The following is a 17738-nucleotide window of genomic DNA, read 5'->3' as shown; positions in this document are numbered from 1 at the left end:
GTTCCGGATGCGCCGAATCACGCAGGGCAGCAAACAGGCAGGGGAAAGCGCTCCCCCGCCTACTACCAGGAATTACCCGACTACTGGGGCCTACTCGCTACTTGGAGTTGCCCGAGCCGCCTTTGTCTCCGCCGTCGTTGCCGGGGCGAAGTCCTTCATAGATTTCTTTGCACTCGGGGCAGACCGGGAATTTCTGCGGGTCCCGGCCAGGGGTCCACACTTTGCCGCACAGCGCAATCACGGGTTCGCCTGTCAGGGCGGACTCCATGATCTTTTCCTTGCGGACATAGTGCGAGAAACGCTCCCGGTCACCGGGTTCCACTTCCTGGCGCACTTCCTCGCGCTCAATGGTTGCAGTGGAAGTTCCGGCTCCGGAAAGCTCGCGCATGGGATCGTTTTCGAATGGGTCCGGAGGCAGCGTCGTCATGGCATCCATCTTAGCCGCTGAAGCTTCGGGATCAGATGCACCGCGTCAGATGCTCTGCCATTTCGGCTTGTTGTCATAGGTGTGGCGATAGTAGTCGGCGAGCTTGAGCGAGGACGCCGCAGCCTCATCGATCAGGATGGTGGCGTGCTGGTGCATCTGCAGCACCGATGCCGCGCAGATGGCTGCCACCGGCCCCTCGACGAAGTCCTTGACCGCCTGGGCTTTCTGCGCCCCCGTGGCGATCAGGATCACGTGCCGGGCATCCATGATGGTTCCGAGTCCCTGGGTCACGACGTGGTGCGGAACATCGTCGATGCTCTTGAAGAATCGCGCGTTGTCCTTGCGGGTCTGCTCGATCAGCGTCTTGATCCGGGTCCGAGAAGCGAGCGAGGAGCCTGGCTCGTTGAAACCGATGTGCCCGTCCGTCCCCACGCCAAGGATCTGCAGGTCAACGCCGCCCAGTGCCCGGATGGAGTCCTCGTACGCTTGGCAGGCCGCAGGAAGGTCGGCCGCGGTACCGTCAGGACTGTGGACGTTGGCGGGGTCGATATTGACCCGGTCCGTGAATTCACGGCGGATTACTTCGCGGTACGACTCCGGGTGGCCGGGTTCGAGCCCGACGTATTCATCAAGGGCGAAGGCGTGTGCCTGGCTGAAGTCGAGGCCCCTTTCCTGGTGGCGGCGCGCCAGTTCGTCGTAGACAGGGAGCGGAGAGGACCCTGTGGCAAGGCCCAGGACGGCGTTCGGCTTTCGGAGGAGCAGCGCCTCGATGGCATCCGCGGCAAGCGCCCCGATCTGCTTGTTTCCCGGAAGGATGACAACTTCCATCGTCCACGACCTTTCTAGCTGTGTTTCCCGGTTCGACTGGTTCAAACTTGAGGTTATCCCATGTCCCATAACTTGTCATTGTTGCTCATGGAATCAACGATTGACGCTCAATTGCTCGAAGAGCTCCGGCCCGCGCCGGTCAAGCCAGCGTCCGCCGATCCGGACACCCGACACGAACAAGCCCAACCCAAGAACCGTACCAATAGCCAGGTTGATCCATCCCCACAGCGGATCGCCTGTGACGGACTGGACAATCACCAGGACAAGTTCAGGAAGGACCAGGAGGAAAAGCACCGCCATTCCCCCGAACTGGACCGCCAGCGTCTGGGCAACGTTTCCCGGCGGCTTCTTGAACGGGCTGTCACCGGGCAGCGGGACGCTGGACGTGTACCGCGCCGACACGATGGAGGCCAGGCCCAGGCCTGTGAACAGCACCCCCAGGGAAAGACCCAGGACACCGGGCAACCAGGCCCATTCTCCCGTCAGGAGAAAAGGCCCGACGGCGAAGATCAACACCACCGGGAGGGCGAAGAACAGGCAGGACAAGGCCCTGCCAAGCCGGTCATGGATGCCGCGGACCCCGGTGGCCAGATGCAAGGCAAAGGCGGTGTTGTCGTAGGAAACATCCGCGGCGATGGACCATGCGAGGATAAAGGCAGCCATTGGCCCCAGGATCACCAGCATGGCGTAGCTTCCGGACTGCGCGGACTGGAACAGGAAGATCACAGGCAACAACGGCACCACGATCAGCGAAGCCGCGTAGCGCGGATCGCGGATCCAGTAGCTGAGGGCGCGCGCCGCGATGGCCCCCGTGGGAGTTGCCGGCAGCAGTCCGAACAAGCCAAGTTTCCCGCCGCGTTTTCCCGACCCTCCGGAATATGGCGGAGTGACCAGCGCCCGCTTGAGCAGGGCATTCCAGGCGGCAAACAACACGAGGAGAGTGGTGAGGGCGATCAGGGCCTTCAGGCCGGCGTCAGCAACATCTCCCGACGCCAGATCGCCGCCGAGGGACCAGGCAGCTCCGAGCGGCGTCCAGGAGAGCGTCCGGGCGAGTTCGGGGAGAAAGCCGGTGGAACCGGACACTCCCCTGAAGACCCCGGCGACGATCGGTCCCATCAGCACGAGCGGCACAAAGACCACAATGCTGCTCACATCCTTGAAACGGCGGGAGGCTGCGAGGCTGGCCGTCGCCGTCGTAACCACTTTGGACAGGACCACGCAGCTCAGCACGCCCACGACCGCACCCAGCAGGGCCCCGAGCACCGCCGGCACGCTGCGCCACCATGTTGCCGCGGTGAACAGCGCCACGAGCATCGTGGACAACCCCGGCACTCCGATGAATCCGGCGAGGGCAAGGCCGGCCAGCAGTTGGCGCATGGGGATCGCGGAGGTCGTGAAGCGGGAGGGGTCGAGGGTCATGTCCGCGGCCGAGGCCATCAGGGGCACCACAGCCCAGGCCAGGATCGCGGCGGCGCCACCGAGGACGACGGCGGTGTGTGCCGTCCCGGGGTCGGCCCACCGCAGGGCGATGAGCGTCCCCGCGAGGGTCGCGACGACTCCCAGCGCATAGAGCCCACCGATCGCGATTCCCACAAGCTGGCCGGGGCTGCGTCGGAGCCCGTTCAGCAGGAGCCGCCACTTCAGGCTCAGAAGGTGCGCAACCATTCCAAGCCCCCCGCCTGGTTTCCGCCGCCCACCAGTTGCACAAAACGGTCCTCGAGGGTGGCACCGCCGCGGACCTCGTCGACGGTTCCGGCGGCGAGGACCCGGCCTGCGGCCACAACAGCCACGTGGTCGCACATGCGCTGTACGAGGTCCATGACGTGGCTTGAGACGATGACCGTCCCGCCCGAGCCAACGTAGTTGTCAAGAATTCCCCGGATGTTGGCTGCCGACACGGGATCCACGGACTCAAAGGGCTCGTCCAGCACCAGCAGCCTGGGCGCATGGATGAGCGCCGAGGCAAGGGCAATCTTCTTTGTCATGCCGGCGGAGTAGTCCACCACGAGGGTGCCGGCGTCGCCGCTCAGGTCGAGCGCGGCCATCAGTTCTCCCACCCTGTGGGTTACGACGTCCCTGTCCATGCCCCGAAGCAAGCCGGCGTAGGTGACCAGCTGCTCACCCGTCAAGCGGTCGAAGAGGCGGACACCGTCGGGCAATATCCCCATCAGCTTCTTGGCCTCAAGCGGTTTCGCCCACACGTCCACGCCGTGGATGTAGGCCGTCCCGAAATCCGGCCGCAGGAGCCCGGTGGCCATGGACAACGTCGTCGTCTTACCCGCCCCGTTGGGACCGACGACCCCGTAGAAGGAGCCGGGCGGCACGTCCAGGCTGATGCCGTCGACGGCGATCTTGCCGCCGAAGCGTTTCGCAAGTCCGCGCAGGGCCAAGGCAGGCACGGGGGAGGCAGGAGGAGAACCGGGAAGCTGGACAGTCATGCAGCCAGCCTAGCCCTGGGGACGCTTCCAGCAATCGTCCCGGAGGGGGAACTACAAAGCGCGTTTCCGGAGCCGCCTCATCCCAAAGGACTAGCTCCTAGAAGCTGTGCCGGGGAATCGCGCGCTGATACTGCGGCGCCCAGTCCAAGGGGAAGCCGAGTTCGAAAGCCGCCCGAAGCCACCAGTGCGGATCGCGAAGCGCTGCCCGTGCCATGAATACGCCGTCGGCTTGGCCCGTGGCCACCGTGTGTTCGGCCTGCCCTGGGGATGTCAGGAAGCCGACTGCCCCGGTGGGAACCCCCGCTTCGCGCCGGATCTTCTCCGAGAATCCGGTCTGGTATCCAGGCCCGGCGTTGATCCGTTGGTGGGCCACGGCGCCACCGCTCGAGACGTCCACCAAGTCCACGCCGTGCTCGGACGCCGCCCGCGCGAGGCGCACGGAGGCGTCAATGTCCACGCCGCCTTCGGCCCAATCAGTCGCGGAAATCCGTAGCAACAACGGCATCGAATCCGGGATGACAGCACGGACGGCGTCGATGACCGCAAGCATCAAGCGGTTTCGGCCGGTTTCGCTGCCTCCCCAGGAATCGTCGCGCTTGTTGACCAGGGGGCTTTGGAACTCGTGCAGGAGGTAGCCGTGCGCGCCGTGGATCTCCATCGTGTCGAACCCGGCGTCCACGGCCCGTGTGGCTGCCGCCGCGAAATCCGAAATCACGGTCTGGATGTCGGCTTCGCTCATGGCAACAGGCCGTGCAAGCCCGGCGAACGCCTCATCCCCGGGACCCCGTGCAATCCACCCGCCGTCGGACTCCGCTACGGATCCGCTCTCTTCCGCGAAGGGCCAGTAGGTGGAAGCCTTGCGGCCGGCGTGCGCCAGCTGGACGCCGATCTTGCCGCCCACGGCACTGTTGCGGTGGACGAAGTCCACAATCCGCTCCCAGGCGGCCGCCTGCTCGTCCGTGTACAGTCCGGCGTCCCGCGGGCTGATCCGCCCCTCGGGGCTGACGGCCGAGGCCTCGGTGAGGATGAGGGCGGCGCCGCCCGTCGCAAACGCTCCAAGATGCACCAGGTGCCAATCGTTGGGTACGCCGCCCCCGCCGTCGGGCGAGCAGCTGTACTGGCACATCGGGGAAACCCAGCCACGATGCGGCAACGTCAAGGAGCGTAACTGAAGCGGGCTGAACAACGCCGGTTGCGCCATCAGAAGAGGACCCGCGCCAGACCTTGCCGGGCCTTGGCCACACGTTGGTCCGAAATGCCGACGACGTCGAACAGTTCCAGCAGGCGCACGCGCGCCGTCTCACGCTCCGGACCGAAGTTGCGGCCAATGAACGCGATGATGCGGTTGAACGCGTCCTCGATGTGCCCACCCGAGATGTCGAGGTCGGCCACCGTGAGCTGTACTTCGATGTTGTCCGGCTCCTCCGCCGCCCGCTGACGCATGGCTTCGGCTTCCGTTGCCGTCAGGCGCTCAAGCCTGCCCATCAGTTCCACTTGGGCGAGTCCGGCCTTCGCTTCGGCATCAGCCGGTTTCTCGGCCAGCGCCTGGCGGAAGGCCGTGGCCGCAGCGGCGTAGTCCCCGGCTTCAATGGCATCGAAGGCTGCCTGGTGCAGCGGCGGCAAGGGACGGGCCTGCGCACCAGCGGCGCCAGCACCGATACTGCCCGTTACTCCGTTGGCTTCGGCCACCTTGAGGAGTTCGTCGATGAGGCTGCGGATTTCCTGGTCCGTAGCAGGCCCCTCGAAGAGCGGCACGGGCTGGCCTTTCAAGACCGCAACGGCGGTGGGGATGGCCTGCACCTGGAATGCCTGCGCAAGCTGCGGGAACGCATCAACATCCGCTGCGGCCAGCACGACTTTGCCGGCGTAGCTTTCCACCACGCCTTCAAGGCTGTGGAGGAGGGTTGAAGCCTCCAAGGAGCGGTTGGACCACAAAAGGAACAGGACGGGAATCTGTGCGGACAGCTGGACGAGGTCCTGGAAATTGGCCTCGCTGGCATCCACGCGAAGGGGTTGGCTGCTTCCGGGGCTTGCGCCGGAGGCAGCCGGGGCACCGTTGGGTGCCGCCGGCGCAGGGCGCCGCAATGCAGAGAGGTCGACGGCGCCGCGCAGGTTGAGCTGGCTGGCAGCGGCTGGAGAGACGGGACGGGATCCTGGCGAACTCATACCGTCCACTCTAGCCGCTGCGCCAACAGTATTTGCCTACTGGAAGCTGGCTCCCACCAGGCCGCGGACCGCGGCAACGAGTTTCATGGGAGCAGTCGAGCCTGCCGGTGGGACGTAAATAGCCACCGACTCCGAGAAGGTCTGCACGAGGCCGACCTTCGTGGAGTCCCCGCCCGCGAGTACAGCCGCGGCTTTGTCCACGGTCAGCGTGTCGCCGTCAGCCTTGGGCTTGCTGGTGAAGGCGAAGTCCAGCTTTCCCACCACCACGGCACCGCCGTCGGAGGTCCGGAACACTGCCGTATCCGCCGGAGAGGGCGTGTGCGTGAACGTGAAATTGCCGTTGGTGCCGGACTTGACGGTGCTCGACTGGTAGTCCAGGACATCGGCAATGTAGGGCGAATTTGTGCCTTCCACGAGCTTGTCCTTGAACGCAGAATCGGCCTTGGTCAAGCGATCGCCCAGGGCTGCCATCGCCTCGGTCCCGCTGTACTGCAGCCCGGACTTGTCCCCGGCCGCCAGCTGCGCGGTTCCGCCCAGGGGAATCGCCGGGAAGGACGTTCCGGGCTGAAGCGGCGAAGTGCTCTTCAGCTTGTAGTTCTCCCTCGGCGAGGCCTGCACGAGAGTCAGGACCTGGGGAACCACGTTGCCATCGCCTTGGGTCAAGGCGATTACTGTGCGTGGCCAGGTTCGCTGGGTGGAGATGACGCTGCCCAGCAATTTGCTGGCCCGGACGGGCATCCGCGCTTCGTGCGTGGCAACCTGGGACCGGATCTTGTAGTTCTGGGTGCGCACCTGCAGTTCCGTGCCGTCAACCCTGGGAGCGAGTTTGGAGGCGTCACGTGCCGCATCTCCTGCCGCCACTGCGCCTGCGACCTGGTCCAGGATGCGCTTGAGCTGCGCGTCCACCAGGACGGGGACGGTCTGCGCACCGGCAGTGCCCGCAGGGCTCGCCGTCGCGGATCCCGTCGCGGATCCGGAAGGAGAAGTCGCGGATCCCGAAGGAGAAGGAGTCTCGGCCGCTTGGGCGCCTGCCGCGGTCCCGCCGACGAGGCCCGTCACAACAGCTGCGGCTACAAGCGAAATACGAAGTGCGGGACCGCCCGCTGTGCCCTTTTTGCTGTCCTCGGCGGGTGCGTCCCCGCCGATGATGTCTTTGCCGGTCTCCTTGGCGGTCCCTTCCTCCTTGGCGGTGCCTTCGCCGGCGGTCTCCGGGCCGGTTTCAATGTTCCCGCCCTCCCGCGGACCGTTCGGGCGGGAGCCCCTGCCCCGGGTGAACTTGCTGATGAACGGCAACGCCGCACCGGCGACAATGAGGATCGCGCCAATGACAATGAGCGGGACGGCCCACGGCATGGTGGCATCATTGGCGAACGTCATGGAGAGCGACGACGGCGCAGGCTTGGTTCCGTCGCTGGCCAGAAGGAGGGACCAGTTGCCGCTCGCGGGAGGGGTAAAGGTGTAGTCCAACTGTCCGTTGGCGTTCTCCGTCTGCACCCACAGATCCGACCCGGCAGGCGACGGAGCGGTTGCTTCGCCGTCGGTGCTGGCAACCTGGAGGGACTTGCCGTCCCCGGAGACGCCGGTGATGCTGTTGTGCGCGGTCTTGCCTACCCACGCGTCGACGTCATCCGGACGTCCGACAGCCAACACGAACTTGCCATCGCCCTTGATGCTGATTTGTCTGGGACCACCCGCGTGGGTCAACACGTCTTGGGTGATCACGGTCAGCGGAGCGGCTTTGGAGTCTCCGGGGGCGGACGCGGTCACGGTCTCGGCCGGGGCCCAAAAGGTCAGCTGGCCAATGCCGGCCAACAGTGTCAGCAGGCCAAGCAGCACCAGCGAAACTGCAGTCTTCAATCGCACAGGAATACCAATCATCAGCGGTCGTTGAACTTCAAGGGTAACGGTTTTGTTACCAAGGAGTCAGTTCGGGGCCCTCCCGAAGGGCTTCCGGCGGCACGGCTTACCCTCTAGAATTCGCCAATTCCGGCCTGCTGATAGTGTGGCGAACAACATGACATCGGGCACTCCTGGAGCCTGACCGCGGAACGAAAAGGCAGCTGAACACGTGAAAGAGCGCAAGGATCCCACTCCCGCCGAACAAGCACCGGAGTCCAGCCTGGATGGCTTGGCCGGCGGGCCTGCCCGGGACGGCAAGGATCACGGCGAGGGCCTCATGGCGTCCTTCGTGCGCCGCCTCCGCCAGCCCATCCCCGGCGCCCAACCGCGGGTCCGTTTCGAAATGCCTCCGGAACTTGAGCACGATGCAACCTTCGAGCCTGCCGAGGATGAATCCGACGGTCCGCGCTTCGGTTCCCCCGGCCCCAGGATGTCCGCGCAACATCCCCTGTATGTCGGCTTCATGGGCACTGCCGGCGTCGGCGTCGCCCTCATGCTGTATTACATCGGCACCAGCACCGTCCAACTGCTGTTGTGGATCGTTACGGCCCTGTTCATCGCCTTGGGGCTGGATCCCGTGGTCCGCTGGCTCGAAGACCGCAAGGTGCCGCGCCCTGCCGGCGTCGTCATCGCCGTCGGAGTCCTCGTTGCCGGAGTGGCGGCGTTTTTCGCCACCCTCATCCCCACCATCGTGGAACAGGTCTCGCAGATCGTCCGGCAGGCTCCGGACTGGATCCGGGGCTTCGTGGATTCGGATTTCTTCCGCTCCCTGGACAGCCAATTCGGTGTCCGCGACAAGATCAGCCAGGAACTGGACAAGTTCGTCAAGAACCCCGACGCCATGGGCGGTATTTTCGGCGGCGTCGTCGGTTTCGGATCCACGGTGGCCAACGGGCTCTTCGGGACGCTGATCGTCCTGGTCCTCAGCCTCTACTTCCTCGGCGCCCTGCCTGCCATGAAGAGATGGGGCTACCGGCTCGCACCACGCTCACGCAGGCCCCGGGTGGAGGCGTTGTCCGAGGAGATCACGCGCTCGGTGGGCAACTATGTGATCGGCCAGGTCTGTGTTGCCCTGCTCAACGCGTTGTTCGCATTCATCGTCATGAGCATCCTGGGCATTCCGTTCAGCGTCCTGCTGGCTTTCGTGGTTGCCCTGCTTGCGTTCATCCCCTTGGTGGGAGGCTTGATTGCCGCTGTGGTGGTCATCCTGGTAGCCCTCACCGCCGGCTGGCAGACTGCCGTGATCTACGCCGTCTCCTACTTCGCCTATCTGCAGTTCGAGGCCTACTTTATCTCCCCGCGCATCATGCAGAAGGCCGTCGCCGTCCCCGGTGCTGTTGCCGTGATTTCGGTGATCGCGGGCGGCAGCCTGCTGGGCGTGCTCGGCGCCTTGATCGCCATCCCGACGGCGGCAGCCATCATGCTGCTGCTCAAGGAAGTCTTCATCGCCCGGCAGGACCGCCACTAGGCCGTGGGGCCTAGGATGCCGTGGCTACTGGACCCGTCCAGCGGCGCGGCAGGCCATCGGGCCCTGCACCGGCTTCCGTCACGTCGTCCACGATCTCGTCCAGGACCCGGGCCGCGTACTTCTCGCCGACCCACAGGTGCTTGGCTCCGTCGATCCCCACGACCCGGGCCTGCGGCACCAGGCTGAATCGTTCGGCGGCCTCGGCGGGCTGGAGATAGTCGTCGTGTTCCGGAACCAGGACTGTCAACGGCTTTCCCGAAGCAGCCCATTCCTTCAAGTGCACGTCCGTGGCCCGGTGCAGCGGCGGAGACAGCAGGACGGCGCCCTCCACTTGGGAAGCCACCGGCTCAACGGCCCCATACATCAAGGCCAGTTCGGTGCCGAAGGACCAGCCCACCAGCCAGCGGTTCGGAAGCCCGCGTTCCACGGCGAAGCGGACAGCCGCCTCGACGTCATACCGCTCACCGATTCCCTCGTCGAAGTGCCCCTGGCTGGTACCCCGGGGCGAGTGCGTTCCCCGCGTATTGAAGCGCAGGACAGCGACGCCGGCCAGTGCCGGAAGCCGGTAGGACGCCTTACGGTAGACGTGCGAGTCCATGAATCCGCCGTGCGTAGGCAAGGGGTGCAGCGTAATGAGCGTGGCCGAGATCCCGCCGGACTCCGGCAGCGCCAGCTCACCCACAAGCAACTTGCCGTCTTCGGTGCGGAACTCCACGTTTTCGCGGTGCGCCGGCAATACCGTGGACGCCCTGATGTCCGTGGCAGACTCCGGCTGGCTGAAAACGAGGGAAGCAGGATCGAAATTCATGCTTCCAAGCCTAAGTGCTCGGCGGCGGGGCCGTCGTCGTGGTTTCCCCGCTTTTGGACGCTGCCGCAGCCCGGACTCCCGTCTTTCCGGCTATTCCGGGGGCCGCCCCGACCAAAGCTGGGGAGATTCAGCGGGCCGTCTGAAAGTGCTTAGCGGTACCTGTAGGTTCGGCCTGTCCAGCAGTTGTTGTGCCAGTGGCGGCGTTCCGCCAACCCCGCGGCATCGCCGAAGAGGTGCGTCTCGGACCACACCACCAAGTGGGCGATTCCAGGCATGATGGCCATCGAACAACCGGGACATATATAGGTCTTCTCGGCATTGCGTGCCGTCATGGTCCGGACCATCCATTCGCCGTCGGGGGCGCTTTCCCTGCGGGCAATGCCCGAACGGGCACGTTCCAGGTCAAGTTCCGGCGACTCGCCTGTCCGTTTCCAGCTTGCCTTGGCTGATTCGCTGCGTCGGGGGCGGTTGGAGCGGGGCATGACTCTATTCTGCCCCAGTCGCTGGTTGCGCGCGGCAGGTGAAGCGGCGGAGGAAGTAAAGTGGGGCGGGTGCGACTCGTCATAGCCCGTTGTTCCGTAGATTACGTTGGCCGCCTCAAGGCCCACCTCCCGCTTGCCACCCGGCTTTTGCTCGTCAAATCCGATGGTTCCGTGCTGGTCCACTCCGACGGCGGCTCCTACAAGCCGCTTAACTGGATGAGCCCGCCCGCTACCTTGCGGGTGACCACGCCGGAGGAGACGGAGGTCGAAGAAGGAGTGGTGGAGCAATGGACCGTGCAGTCGGCCAAGACCGATGACCGGCTCATCATCAACATCTACGAGCAACTCCACGACACGTCCCACGACCTCGGCACGGACCCCGGGCTCATCAAGGACGGCGTCGAAGCCGATCTGCAGCGACTGCTCGCCGAACAGATCGAAACCCTTGGTGCCGGCTATTCGCTCATCCGGCGCGAGTACTTCACTGCCATCGGTCCGGTGGATATCCTCGCCCGGGACGGCGAGGGCAGGACAGTCGCCGTAGAACTCAAGCGGCGCGGCGACATCGACGGCGTCGAGCAGCTCACGCGCTACCTTGAACTGCTCAACCGCGATCCACTGCTGGCCCCGGTGCGGGGAATCTTCGCCGCACAGCAGATCAAGCCGCAGGCGAAGGTCCTTGCCAACGACCGCGGAATCGACTGCATCACCCTGGACTACGACGCGATGCGCGGGGTGGACGACAGCGAGTCGCGCTTGTTCTAGGCGTGCTGGCCGTCATCCCGGGTAAACCGGGTCAGGCGCGGGCCCCGGCAACTAGAATCAAAGCATGACTGTCCCAGACCGGCCTGTATCTTCTTCTGCGCCTGTGCGCCATTTGATTACCGGAACCATCGTCAGCGACGGTGCGGTGATCGATGATGGCCTGGTCGCGGTGGAGGACGACCGCATCGCCTTCGCCGGTCCGGCCGCCGAATTCCACGAAGCAGCCTTCGAAGGGTTCGAGGAGACCCCCCGTACCGATTTCCCTGCCGAGCGGTACCTTGTCCCCGGATTCGTGGACGTGCACTGCCATGGCGGCAACGGAGGAGACTTTCCCGGAGCCGATGAATCCTCGGCTCGCAAAGCCATCGATTTCCTGCACCGCTCCGGAACCACCACCCTCCTCGCCAGCATGGTCACGGCGCCGCGGGAGGACCTGCTCCGTGGCATCGAGCTTTTCGTACGCCTGGCCGATGAAGGACTCGTAGCCGGGATCCACCTGGAGGGGCCTTTCCTCTCCCACGCGCGCTGCGGCGCCCAGAACCCTGCCTATCTGCTGGAGCCGGACCTGGACCTCATGAGCGAGCTGGTTGAAGCTGCTGCCGGCAAGCTCGCCACCATGACCTACGCCCCCGAACTTCCCGGCGCCGCGGCACTCGTGGATCTCATGACGTTCCACGGAGTAACGCCCTCTCTCGGCCACACGGATTGCGACGACGCGACCGCGGCCGCCTCGCTCACCGCGGCGCGGGAGGGCCTGGAATCCGCTGGTTTCGACGGCGTCAGCTCCTTGCCGACTGTGACGCACTTGTTCAATGGCATGCCTCCGATGCACCACCGCTCCCCCGGCCCCGTGGCCGCTTCCCTGCGCACCGCCCAGGAAGGCAAGGCCGTCGTGGAACTGATTGCGGACGGCACCCACCTTGACCCGAGCACCGTCGCAACCGTTTTTCAACTGGTAGGCGGCGCAAACGTTGTCCTCGTGACCGATTCAATGGCGGCAGCGGGACTCTCCGACGGAAACTACATGCTGGGGCCATCCCCTGTGACCGTGACGGACGGCGTCGCTACCCTGGATGCGACGGGGTCCATCGCCGGCGGCACCGCCACCCTGCTCGACGTCGTCAGGCGCACGGTTGCGGCCGGTGTCGGGCTCGCCGACGCCGTTGCGTCGGCGACGGCGGTTCCCGCCGCGGTCCTGGGGCTTTCCGATGAACTTGGCGGCCTTCGCCGGGGTCTGCGGGCCGATCTCGTCGTCGTGGACAAAGACCTCCAACTCGCGGGGGTATTGCGCAATGGGGATTGGCTCGCCTAAGCCGAATTTGCAGGCTCCCAATGGCGCATCCCGTGGCGGGCGCGCTTTCTTCCGTTACCTTCTTTTTACTTAAAATTTGTCGGAATTCCCCGGCAGACCGTTGACCTCCAGTATCCGCCATGAAAGTGTTGTAGCAGTCTTTGTGTAGGTGTGATTCATGCTCGCAAGACGTGTTGCGAGCGTGAAGCTCCTGCGAAGCCAACCAGGCCTTGCTTGGACGGAAAACCAGGTCTTCTCGCGGAGTAACCAAGGCCGGCACGCGGTGTGCCGGACTTAAAAGTTCCACAATGAGGAGAAACAAAAATGGCACTGGGCACCGTCAAGTGGTTCAACGCTGAAAAGGGCTTCGGCTTCATTACTCCGGACGACGCAGAAGGCGACGTCTTTGTCCACTACTCCGAGATCCAGACCGGCGGATTCCGCACCCTCGACGAGAACCAGCGTGTTCAGTTCGAGATCGGTCAGGGCGCAAAGGGCCCGCAGGCCACCGGCGTAACCGCCATCTAGTTTGACTGTTTGAATTCTGCCTGGCAGATTCAGGAAAGGGGTTCCGCACCGGGTGCGGGACCCCTTTTACCTTTCAGGCAACGAGTGTGCGGAGAAGCCGCGCAGTTTGCCGGACGGACAGCCCCGGCAAATATGCCCGGCTTAGCGCAGCGCCGATCGCGGGAATCTCCAGACTGTCTTGGTAGTACATATACAAAGTCCTGTACTCCGGCTGGAACCTCGATTTGAAGCGGGCCAAAGAGCGGAATCCGTAAACAGGCTCCAAGGTCCTGCCAACGAGGTCGAGAATGCCCGCCAGGCCGGCTTCCCCGCTGGAGAATTCCTCGGTCTCCCCGGCCAAAGGCGAGCCCGAGAGGGAAATGACTTCCACTCCCTGCCGCAACTCGTGGACCGCCGAGGCAATCATGAATTCCATGAGGCCGGGGAAAGCGTCGCTTCGCCGGCGCATGAAGTCCAATGTCCAGCTGATCACTTGGCCGTCACGAAACACCGGTAGCCAACTAGTGACCCCATAGACAAACCCTTTGCCGTCGACGGCTATGCAGCAAAGCACTTCATCGTCCATCAGCTCGTCGAGGGAACCCAAGGTAAAGCCCATTTCCGGCACCTTTTTCCTGGCGGCCCACTCTTCCGACACTTCGCCGAGTTGGGAGCGTACGTGTTGCGGGAACTCCGAATAGCGGCCCCACCGGGCTTCAACCCCGGCCTTCAGTGCACGGTTCTTGGCTGTGCGCACGTTTTGCCACGCTTTGCCCGTGAACTCGAGGTCGCGGATGGCGAGCCGGGTTTCCTGGGCGACCGCGATGCGGCGAAATCCCGTGGATTGCAGCATCGGCCACAATTCGTCTGTGCAGGAATAGAGGCACGGCACCAATGCATGCTGTGCGCAGTAGTCAAGGAATCCCTCGGTCGCGGCAGTGGCTTGTACGGGATCACCGAACGGACCGGCAAGGGTCAGTGCGACGTTTCCGTGCTGCTGGTAGGCAATTCCGGCGTCCATTCCTGGAGTGAACCAGAACTTGTTCGGCTCCCATAACGCCATCCACGACAGGGACTCCCCGCCGCGCTTGACCAAGTCCCTGGCCGCCAAGCGGGCCGGATCGTCACCGCCGGGGCCGTGCTGCCGTTTGAGAAGCAGCGTCCACACCGCTGCCAGGGCCACGAGCCAGAAGATGATCCCCGACCACGCGAACAGTATTGACTCGGCGGCGCTTCGGTCCGCGAACACGCGACCGAATGCTGTGGGTATGGGCAAGGGAAGGTACTGTCTGGCGAGTTCCGCAACGAGTCCCAGGATGCCGCCGTCGTGCGCCATGCCGCCCGAGCCGAGCCACGCTCCGGTGTAGGCGCTCGCCAAGATGAGCCACGTACTGCCAACCAGCCACGCCATCTTCCGGCGGAGCGGCGCCCTCGAACCCACCACAAAGTTGCCCCTGAACAGGAAAAGCAGAACCGCCAGGATAAGGGGAACCAGGGCGAGGGTCAGAATGTGGAACACCGCTGAGCCCATGACGACGGTGCGGCCTCGTCCTGGAAAATGCGGAATGCTGGCAAACAGCACCAGGTAGGCGAAGGACAGCGCCACCACGCCGAGTTGCACGCCGATGGCGATTTTCAGGGCCAGGCGCCTTCCCTGGCGCATGCCCACCGCACAGATCAAGAGAAGCAACGCGGGTACCACCGCGAGGGCGACGCCGGCGGGCCCGGGATAACCCTGGCGTCCGAGTTCAAGGCAACGGATGTCCACGGTTCCACCGCAGTTCGCCTGCAATTGGTTGAGCGTCGGGACAGGGTTCAGGACCATCTCGCGGAGCAACGCGAGCGGCCCCGCGGGGCTCCGCACCGCGCCAGCCACTAAGGGCCCGACGCCGAAAATCGCCACCATGAGCGACAGGAGGTTTCGTGTTTCGCGCCTGGTCGCCCGGTGGCTCGGTTGAACGCCGTGGTCGAGCTGCAGCCACAGACCGGTCCCAAGTCCGAGCACGGCACCGGTCAGGGCCATGACAGCCGAGGGGTCGCCAACGTACAGGACCAGGAGAAGCGCCAGGGACACAACAATCGCCCTGAGGCGCCGACGCCACAGAGTCGGCAGAAGGCCACTGGCCGCCATCGAGACGAAAAGGGTCGCGGGAAGGGGCCCGGACGTCCTGGCGTCCATCATCCTTCCCAGCCAGCCGTCGTCGGCATAGGCTGCCAACTGGACTACCAACAAAAAGGCGGTCACCGTGGCAAACTGCCCGCCAAGGAAACCCGCCGCTGCGCGGAACCACCCCAGCTTGCGCTCTGAGGATCCCAACAACACGACCAACAACAACGAGGTGACGACGTAGTCGAAAGGGTTGGCGGCAAAAAACATCGAGGTCCAGATGGACCACCAGTCCCCCGACTTCAATCCGCCACCGCTCACGCTCGAAAGATGCCGCAATGCGTCAGGGCCATACCCCAGATCGGAGTCGAAGATCGCCGGAGTGAGAAGGTACAGCGCGAGCACAAACACCGTGAAAGGGATGGCGCCAATATGGGCAGCTACGTTGCCCAGGATGGCCCGGGCAAGGGTTGCCGCCATCTTCCGGGCGGGCCTGGCATTTTCGGAGTCAGCCGCCTGCTCCTTGGACAATTGGGCTTCCTGGGTACTCACGGGACGAGTCCCCACCGGGGGGCCAGGAACTCCATTGCGGCGGGAAGCTCTTGCACGGCCACAGCCCACGAATGGCCGGCTCCGGAAACTGAAGCATGCCTGATATCGAAGCCGGAATTCCGGGCCGCTGCCGCCAATTCGGTGGCATAGCGGACGAACTCGCCGTCTGCGGCCCCGACGGCGAAGAAGCCTGCATGCCCGTGGTAGCCTCGCTGTTTCATCAGGTTCAGCGGTGTCAGGGCGTCGAAGGCCGCGGAGTCCCCGCCAAATGCGGTCTGGATGGTCCGCTGGCGATCAGGACCAAGTGAAGGCTCCCGCTCTCCCGAGAACGCGATGAAGGAGGGGTAGATTTCGGGATTCAGCATGGTCATCTGCACGGCACAGGTTGCTCCGAAGGAGAACCCGCCGACCGTCCACTTCCTGGGGTCGGCGGACACCTCGAGCGTCGAGTTGATCCAACGCGGAACATCGACCGCGAGGTAGGTGTCGGCACGTGCGATCCGGCTGTCCATGCACATCGTGTTTGCTGTGTCGGACCCGTTTGGATCGACCACCACGACGACGGGAGCCACGCCTCCGTGCCGGGCGGCGAAGGTATTCATCGCCGGTTCAAGCAGGCCGCCGGTCAGCCAATCGGCGGGACGTCCGGGCTGGCCGGCAAACAGGACCAGCACGGGTAGTTGGCTGCGGTCAGTGGTTTGGTAGGCCGGTGGCAGGTAAATGAATGCGTCCTGGGCCTTGAAACCGGATTCGATTCCGGGAATAGATGCCCTGCGGACTATTCCCCCCTCAGGCAATGACGCCGGCAGGGCCCCCGAAAAACCCCTTTTGAGCCCCTCCTCAAGATGCGGAATCCGTCCTACATTGTGGCCGAAGAGATCGGCCGCCGTGTGGTTGAGCCCGAAGTAGCTGTTGATCTGGACAGCGGAGAGGAGCAGCACGGCGAAGAAGGAGACCCCTGCGGCGCTCCTGCCGCGCCACGAGGAGCCAGGGAGCCTGAAAAAGAAGAGGGCCAACGCGGAGAAGGCAACTGTCGACCAAACGAGGACTTCGAAGGGGAGATCCTCCGGGAACACCGTCAGGACGTTGACCAGCAGCCAATGGATGACCCAGACAACCCCACTCGCCACGGCCAGCGAAACAAGTATGGAAACCGCCCAGCGCCGGTCTCGTCGAAGGAGAAGGAATGCACTCCCGGCAATTCCAAAGCCAAGGACGGTCCAATAGAACGGACCATCAACCAGGCTCAGGTTGTACGGGAATTCCACTGTCTTCAGCGCCAGGTGCCGACGCCCACCACAGGGCCGGCTTCCAACCAGGACGACAACCCCGCGTAGGCATCAAATCTCATTGCCAGCATGAACGACTGGCCTTCGTGCTGGAGTTCGACAACCACGACGTCGGGCTGAAGCCTCGTCCGTTCTTCCTCCGTTGGCTTCCGGCGGCCCAGGAGCTCCAAGGAACTGCGGCGGAAGCTGTGTCTTGGACGGAAGCTGAGGGAAAGCAGACGGAACCACTCGAGCTCCGAGTCCTGATAACGACAAACCCCCATCCGCCAGCTGTTTCCAGCCGTGCAAATGGAGGCGTCGACCGTGCCCAGGGCGCGCCGCAAATTGAAGCGGCGCACCCCGACGAGGCACAGTGTAAAGATCAGCAACGCAAACGCCGTTGCCAAGGCGATGAACGGAATAGCAGAATCGTCCATCAAGGTCTTGCTATCGGATCCCCGCAGTAGCTGAATCGCCCAGCTGGGCGTTGTCAGCGACGATCACCACGCGGTTGTTGTCGACGGAGAAGAACCCGCCGTCCACAACTACTGCAAGGCGGTCTCCGGTAACCGGCTCGATGGCCAGCTCGCCCGCGGCCAGAATGGCGAGGAGCGGCGAGTGGCCCGGCAGGATCCCGATTTCACCATCGCTGGTGCGGGCCTTGACCATCTTGGCCGCACCGGACCACACGAAGTGGTCCGCTGCGACAATCTCAACCTCGAGCTCAGCCAT

Annotated in this window: 17 protein-coding genes; 4 read left to right on the top strand and 13 right to left on the bottom strand. The window is 64.4% G+C overall.

Features of this window, described 5'->3' with window-relative positions; all coding sequences use genetic code 11:
- Window positions 1-97 precede the first annotated feature (97 nt).
- From AB0O52_RS03900 to AB0O52_RS03870, 7 genes are all read right to left on the bottom strand, one after another.
- Window positions 98-436, bottom strand: coding sequence for a DUF3039 domain-containing protein (locus AB0O52_RS03900; RefSeq protein ID WP_364533593.1), 339 nt, complete (start codon window positions 434-436; stop codon window positions 98-100).
- Between the two features lie 36 nt (window positions 437-472).
- On the bottom strand, window positions 473-1255 hold the full coding sequence (gene nagB / locus AB0O52_RS03895) for a glucosamine-6-phosphate deaminase (protein ID WP_364533590.1): 783 nt from the start codon (window positions 1253-1255) through the stop codon (window positions 473-475).
- Window positions 1256-1348: 93 nt separating this feature from the next.
- Window positions 1349-2920 carry a transporter gene (locus AB0O52_RS03890; protein WP_364533587.1) on the bottom strand — a complete coding sequence of 524 codons (1572 nt, stop codon included), beginning with the start codon at window positions 2918-2920 and terminating at the stop codon, window positions 1349-1351.
- Window positions 2902-3693 carry an ABC transporter ATP-binding protein gene (locus AB0O52_RS03885; protein ID WP_364533584.1) on the bottom strand — a complete coding sequence of 264 codons (792 nt, stop codon included), beginning with the start codon at window positions 3691-3693 and terminating at the stop codon, window positions 2902-2904. The genes AB0O52_RS03890 and AB0O52_RS03885 overlap by 19 nt, the downstream gene beginning before the upstream one ends.
- Before the next feature lie 97 nt (window positions 3694-3790).
- Entirely contained in the window at window positions 3791-4894 is a 1104-nt protein-coding gene (locus tag AB0O52_RS03880) for an NADH:flavin oxidoreductase/NADH oxidase (RefSeq protein WP_364533581.1), read from the bottom strand.
- Window positions 4894-5859 carry a tetratricopeptide repeat protein gene (locus AB0O52_RS03875; RefSeq protein WP_364533578.1) on the bottom strand — a complete coding sequence of 322 codons (966 nt, stop codon included), beginning with the start codon at window positions 5857-5859 and terminating at the stop codon, window positions 4894-4896. The genes AB0O52_RS03880 and AB0O52_RS03875 overlap by 1 nt, the downstream gene beginning before the upstream one ends.
- Before the next feature lie 36 nt (window positions 5860-5895).
- Window positions 5896-7737, bottom strand: a complete 1842-nt coding sequence (locus AB0O52_RS03870) for a hypothetical protein (protein ID WP_364533575.1) — start codon at window positions 7735-7737, stop codon at window positions 5896-5898.
- Between the two features lie 298 nt (window positions 7738-8035).
- On the opposite strand from AB0O52_RS03870, the gene AB0O52_RS03865 reads away from it, so the two are divergent.
- The gene (locus AB0O52_RS03865) at window positions 8036-9226 is read left to right on the top strand and encodes an AI-2E family transporter (RefSeq protein ID WP_364533818.1); all 1191 of its coding nucleotides are present in this window, start codon (window positions 8036-8038) and stop codon (window positions 9224-9226) included.
- A 10-nt stretch (window positions 9227-9236) separates the two neighbouring features.
- Here AB0O52_RS03865 and AB0O52_RS03860 read toward each other — a convergent pair whose 3' ends face one another.
- Both AB0O52_RS03860 and AB0O52_RS03855 read right to left on the bottom strand, forming a co-directional pair.
- Window positions 9237-10034, bottom strand: a complete 798-nt coding sequence (locus tag AB0O52_RS03860) for an alpha/beta fold hydrolase (protein WP_364533573.1) — start codon at window positions 10032-10034, stop codon at window positions 9237-9239.
- A gap of 149 nt (window positions 10035-10183) precedes the next feature.
- A complete protein-coding gene (locus tag AB0O52_RS03855; protein WP_364533571.1) occupies window positions 10184-10516 on the bottom strand; it encodes an ATP/GTP-binding protein in 333 nt (110 codons plus the stop codon).
- Window positions 10517-10585: 69 nt separating this feature from the next.
- Here AB0O52_RS03855 and nucS point away from each other — a divergent pair, with 69 nt between their 5' ends.
- From nucS to AB0O52_RS03840, 3 genes are all read left to right on the top strand, one after another.
- Window positions 10586-11281 carry an endonuclease NucS gene (gene nucS / locus AB0O52_RS03850; RefSeq protein ID WP_364533569.1) on the top strand — a complete coding sequence of 232 codons (696 nt, stop codon included), beginning with the start codon at window positions 10586-10588 and terminating at the stop codon, window positions 11279-11281.
- 64 nt (window positions 11282-11345) lie between these two features.
- A complete protein-coding gene (gene nagA / locus AB0O52_RS03845) occupies window positions 11346-12593 on the top strand; it encodes an N-acetylglucosamine-6-phosphate deacetylase (RefSeq protein WP_364533567.1) in 1248 nt (415 codons plus the stop codon).
- A gap of 303 nt (window positions 12594-12896) precedes the next feature.
- Complete coding sequence (locus AB0O52_RS03840; protein ID WP_133204019.1) at window positions 12897-13100, top strand: cold-shock protein; 204 nt, start codon at window positions 12897-12899, stop codon at window positions 13098-13100.
- Window positions 13101-13173: 73 nt separating this feature from the next.
- Here the strand turns inward: AB0O52_RS03840 and AB0O52_RS03835 are convergent, their stop codons facing one another.
- The 4 genes from AB0O52_RS03835 to AB0O52_RS03820 form a co-directional block, all read right to left on the bottom strand.
- Window positions 13174-15666, bottom strand: a complete 2493-nt coding sequence (locus tag AB0O52_RS03835) for a DUF2156 domain-containing protein (protein ID WP_364533815.1) — start codon at window positions 15664-15666, stop codon at window positions 13174-13176.
- A 68-nt stretch (window positions 15667-15734) separates the two neighbouring features.
- Window positions 15735-17006: an alpha/beta hydrolase-fold protein gene (locus AB0O52_RS03830; protein ID WP_364533564.1), complete on the bottom strand. Its 1272-nt coding sequence runs from the start codon at window positions 17004-17006 to the stop codon at window positions 15735-15737.
- 5 nt (window positions 17007-17011) lie between these two features.
- Entirely contained in the window at window positions 17012-17443 is a 432-nt protein-coding gene (locus AB0O52_RS03825; protein ID WP_364533561.1) for a DUF2550 domain-containing protein, read from the bottom strand.
- 10 nt (window positions 17444-17453) lie between these two features.
- Window positions 17454-17738, bottom strand: coding sequence for a F0F1 ATP synthase subunit epsilon (locus tag AB0O52_RS03820; RefSeq protein ID WP_059387616.1), 285 nt, complete (start codon window positions 17736-17738; stop codon window positions 17454-17456).

The organism is Arthrobacter sp. NPDC080073, from assembly GCF_040686575.1.
In the GTDB taxonomy this organism is placed as follows: Bacteria; Actinomycetota; Actinomycetes; order Actinomycetales; family Micrococcaceae; genus Arthrobacter.
Note: the sequence above shows the minus strand (reverse complement) of the source record. Positions and strands in the feature narration are given on the sequence as shown.

Bases quoted from the DNA above. Each gene is read 5' to 3' on its own strand.
- AB0O52_RS03900 (WP_364533593.1), bottom strand. From the start codon at position 436: ATGGATGCCATGACGACGCTGCCTCCGGACCCATTCGAAAACGATCCC.
- nagB (WP_364533590.1), bottom strand. From the start codon at position 1,255: ATGGAAGTTGTCATCCTTCCGGGAAACAAGCAGATCGGGGCGCTTGCC.
- AB0O52_RS03890 (WP_364533587.1), bottom strand. From the start codon at position 2,920: ATGGTTGCGCACCTTCTGAGCCTGAAGTGGCGGCTCCTGCTGAACGGG.
- AB0O52_RS03885 (WP_364533584.1), bottom strand. From the start codon at position 3,693: ATGACTGTCCAGCTTCCCGGTTCTCCTCCTGCCTCCCCCGTGCCTGCC.
- AB0O52_RS03880 (WP_364533581.1), bottom strand. From the start codon at position 4,894: ATGGCGCAACCGGCGTTGTTCAGCCCGCTTCAGTTACGCTCCTTGACG.
- AB0O52_RS03875 (WP_364533578.1), bottom strand. From the start codon at position 5,859: ATGAGTTCGCCAGGATCCCGTCCCGTCTCTCCAGCCGCTGCCAGCCAG.
- AB0O52_RS03870 (WP_364533575.1), bottom strand. From the start codon at position 7,737: ATGATTGGTATTCCTGTGCGATTGAAGACTGCAGTTTCGCTGGTGCTG.
- AB0O52_RS03865 (WP_364533818.1), top strand. From the start codon at position 8,036: ATGGCGTCCTTCGTGCGCCGCCTCCGCCAGCCCATCCCCGGCGCCCAA.
- AB0O52_RS03860 (WP_364533573.1), bottom strand. From the start codon at position 10,034: ATGAATTTCGATCCTGCTTCCCTCGTTTTCAGCCAGCCGGAGTCTGCC.
- AB0O52_RS03855 (WP_364533571.1), bottom strand. From the start codon at position 10,516: ATGCCCCGCTCCAACCGCCCCCGACGCAGCGAATCAGCCAAGGCAAGC.
- nagA (WP_364533567.1), top strand. From the start codon at position 11,346: ATGACTGTCCCAGACCGGCCTGTATCTTCTTCTGCGCCTGTGCGCCAT.
- AB0O52_RS03840 (WP_133204019.1), top strand. From the start codon at position 12,897: ATGGCACTGGGCACCGTCAAGTGGTTCAACGCTGAAAAGGGCTTCGGC.
- AB0O52_RS03835 (WP_364533815.1), bottom strand. From the start codon at position 15,666: ATGGCGGCAACCCTTGCCCGGGCCATCCTGGGCAACGTAGCTGCCCAT.
- AB0O52_RS03825 (WP_364533561.1), bottom strand. From the start codon at position 17,443: ATGGACGATTCTGCTATTCCGTTCATCGCCTTGGCAACGGCGTTTGCG.
- AB0O52_RS03820 (WP_059387616.1), bottom strand. From the start codon at position 17,738: ATGGCTGAGCTCGAGGTTGAGATTGTCGCAGCGGACCACTTCGTGTGG.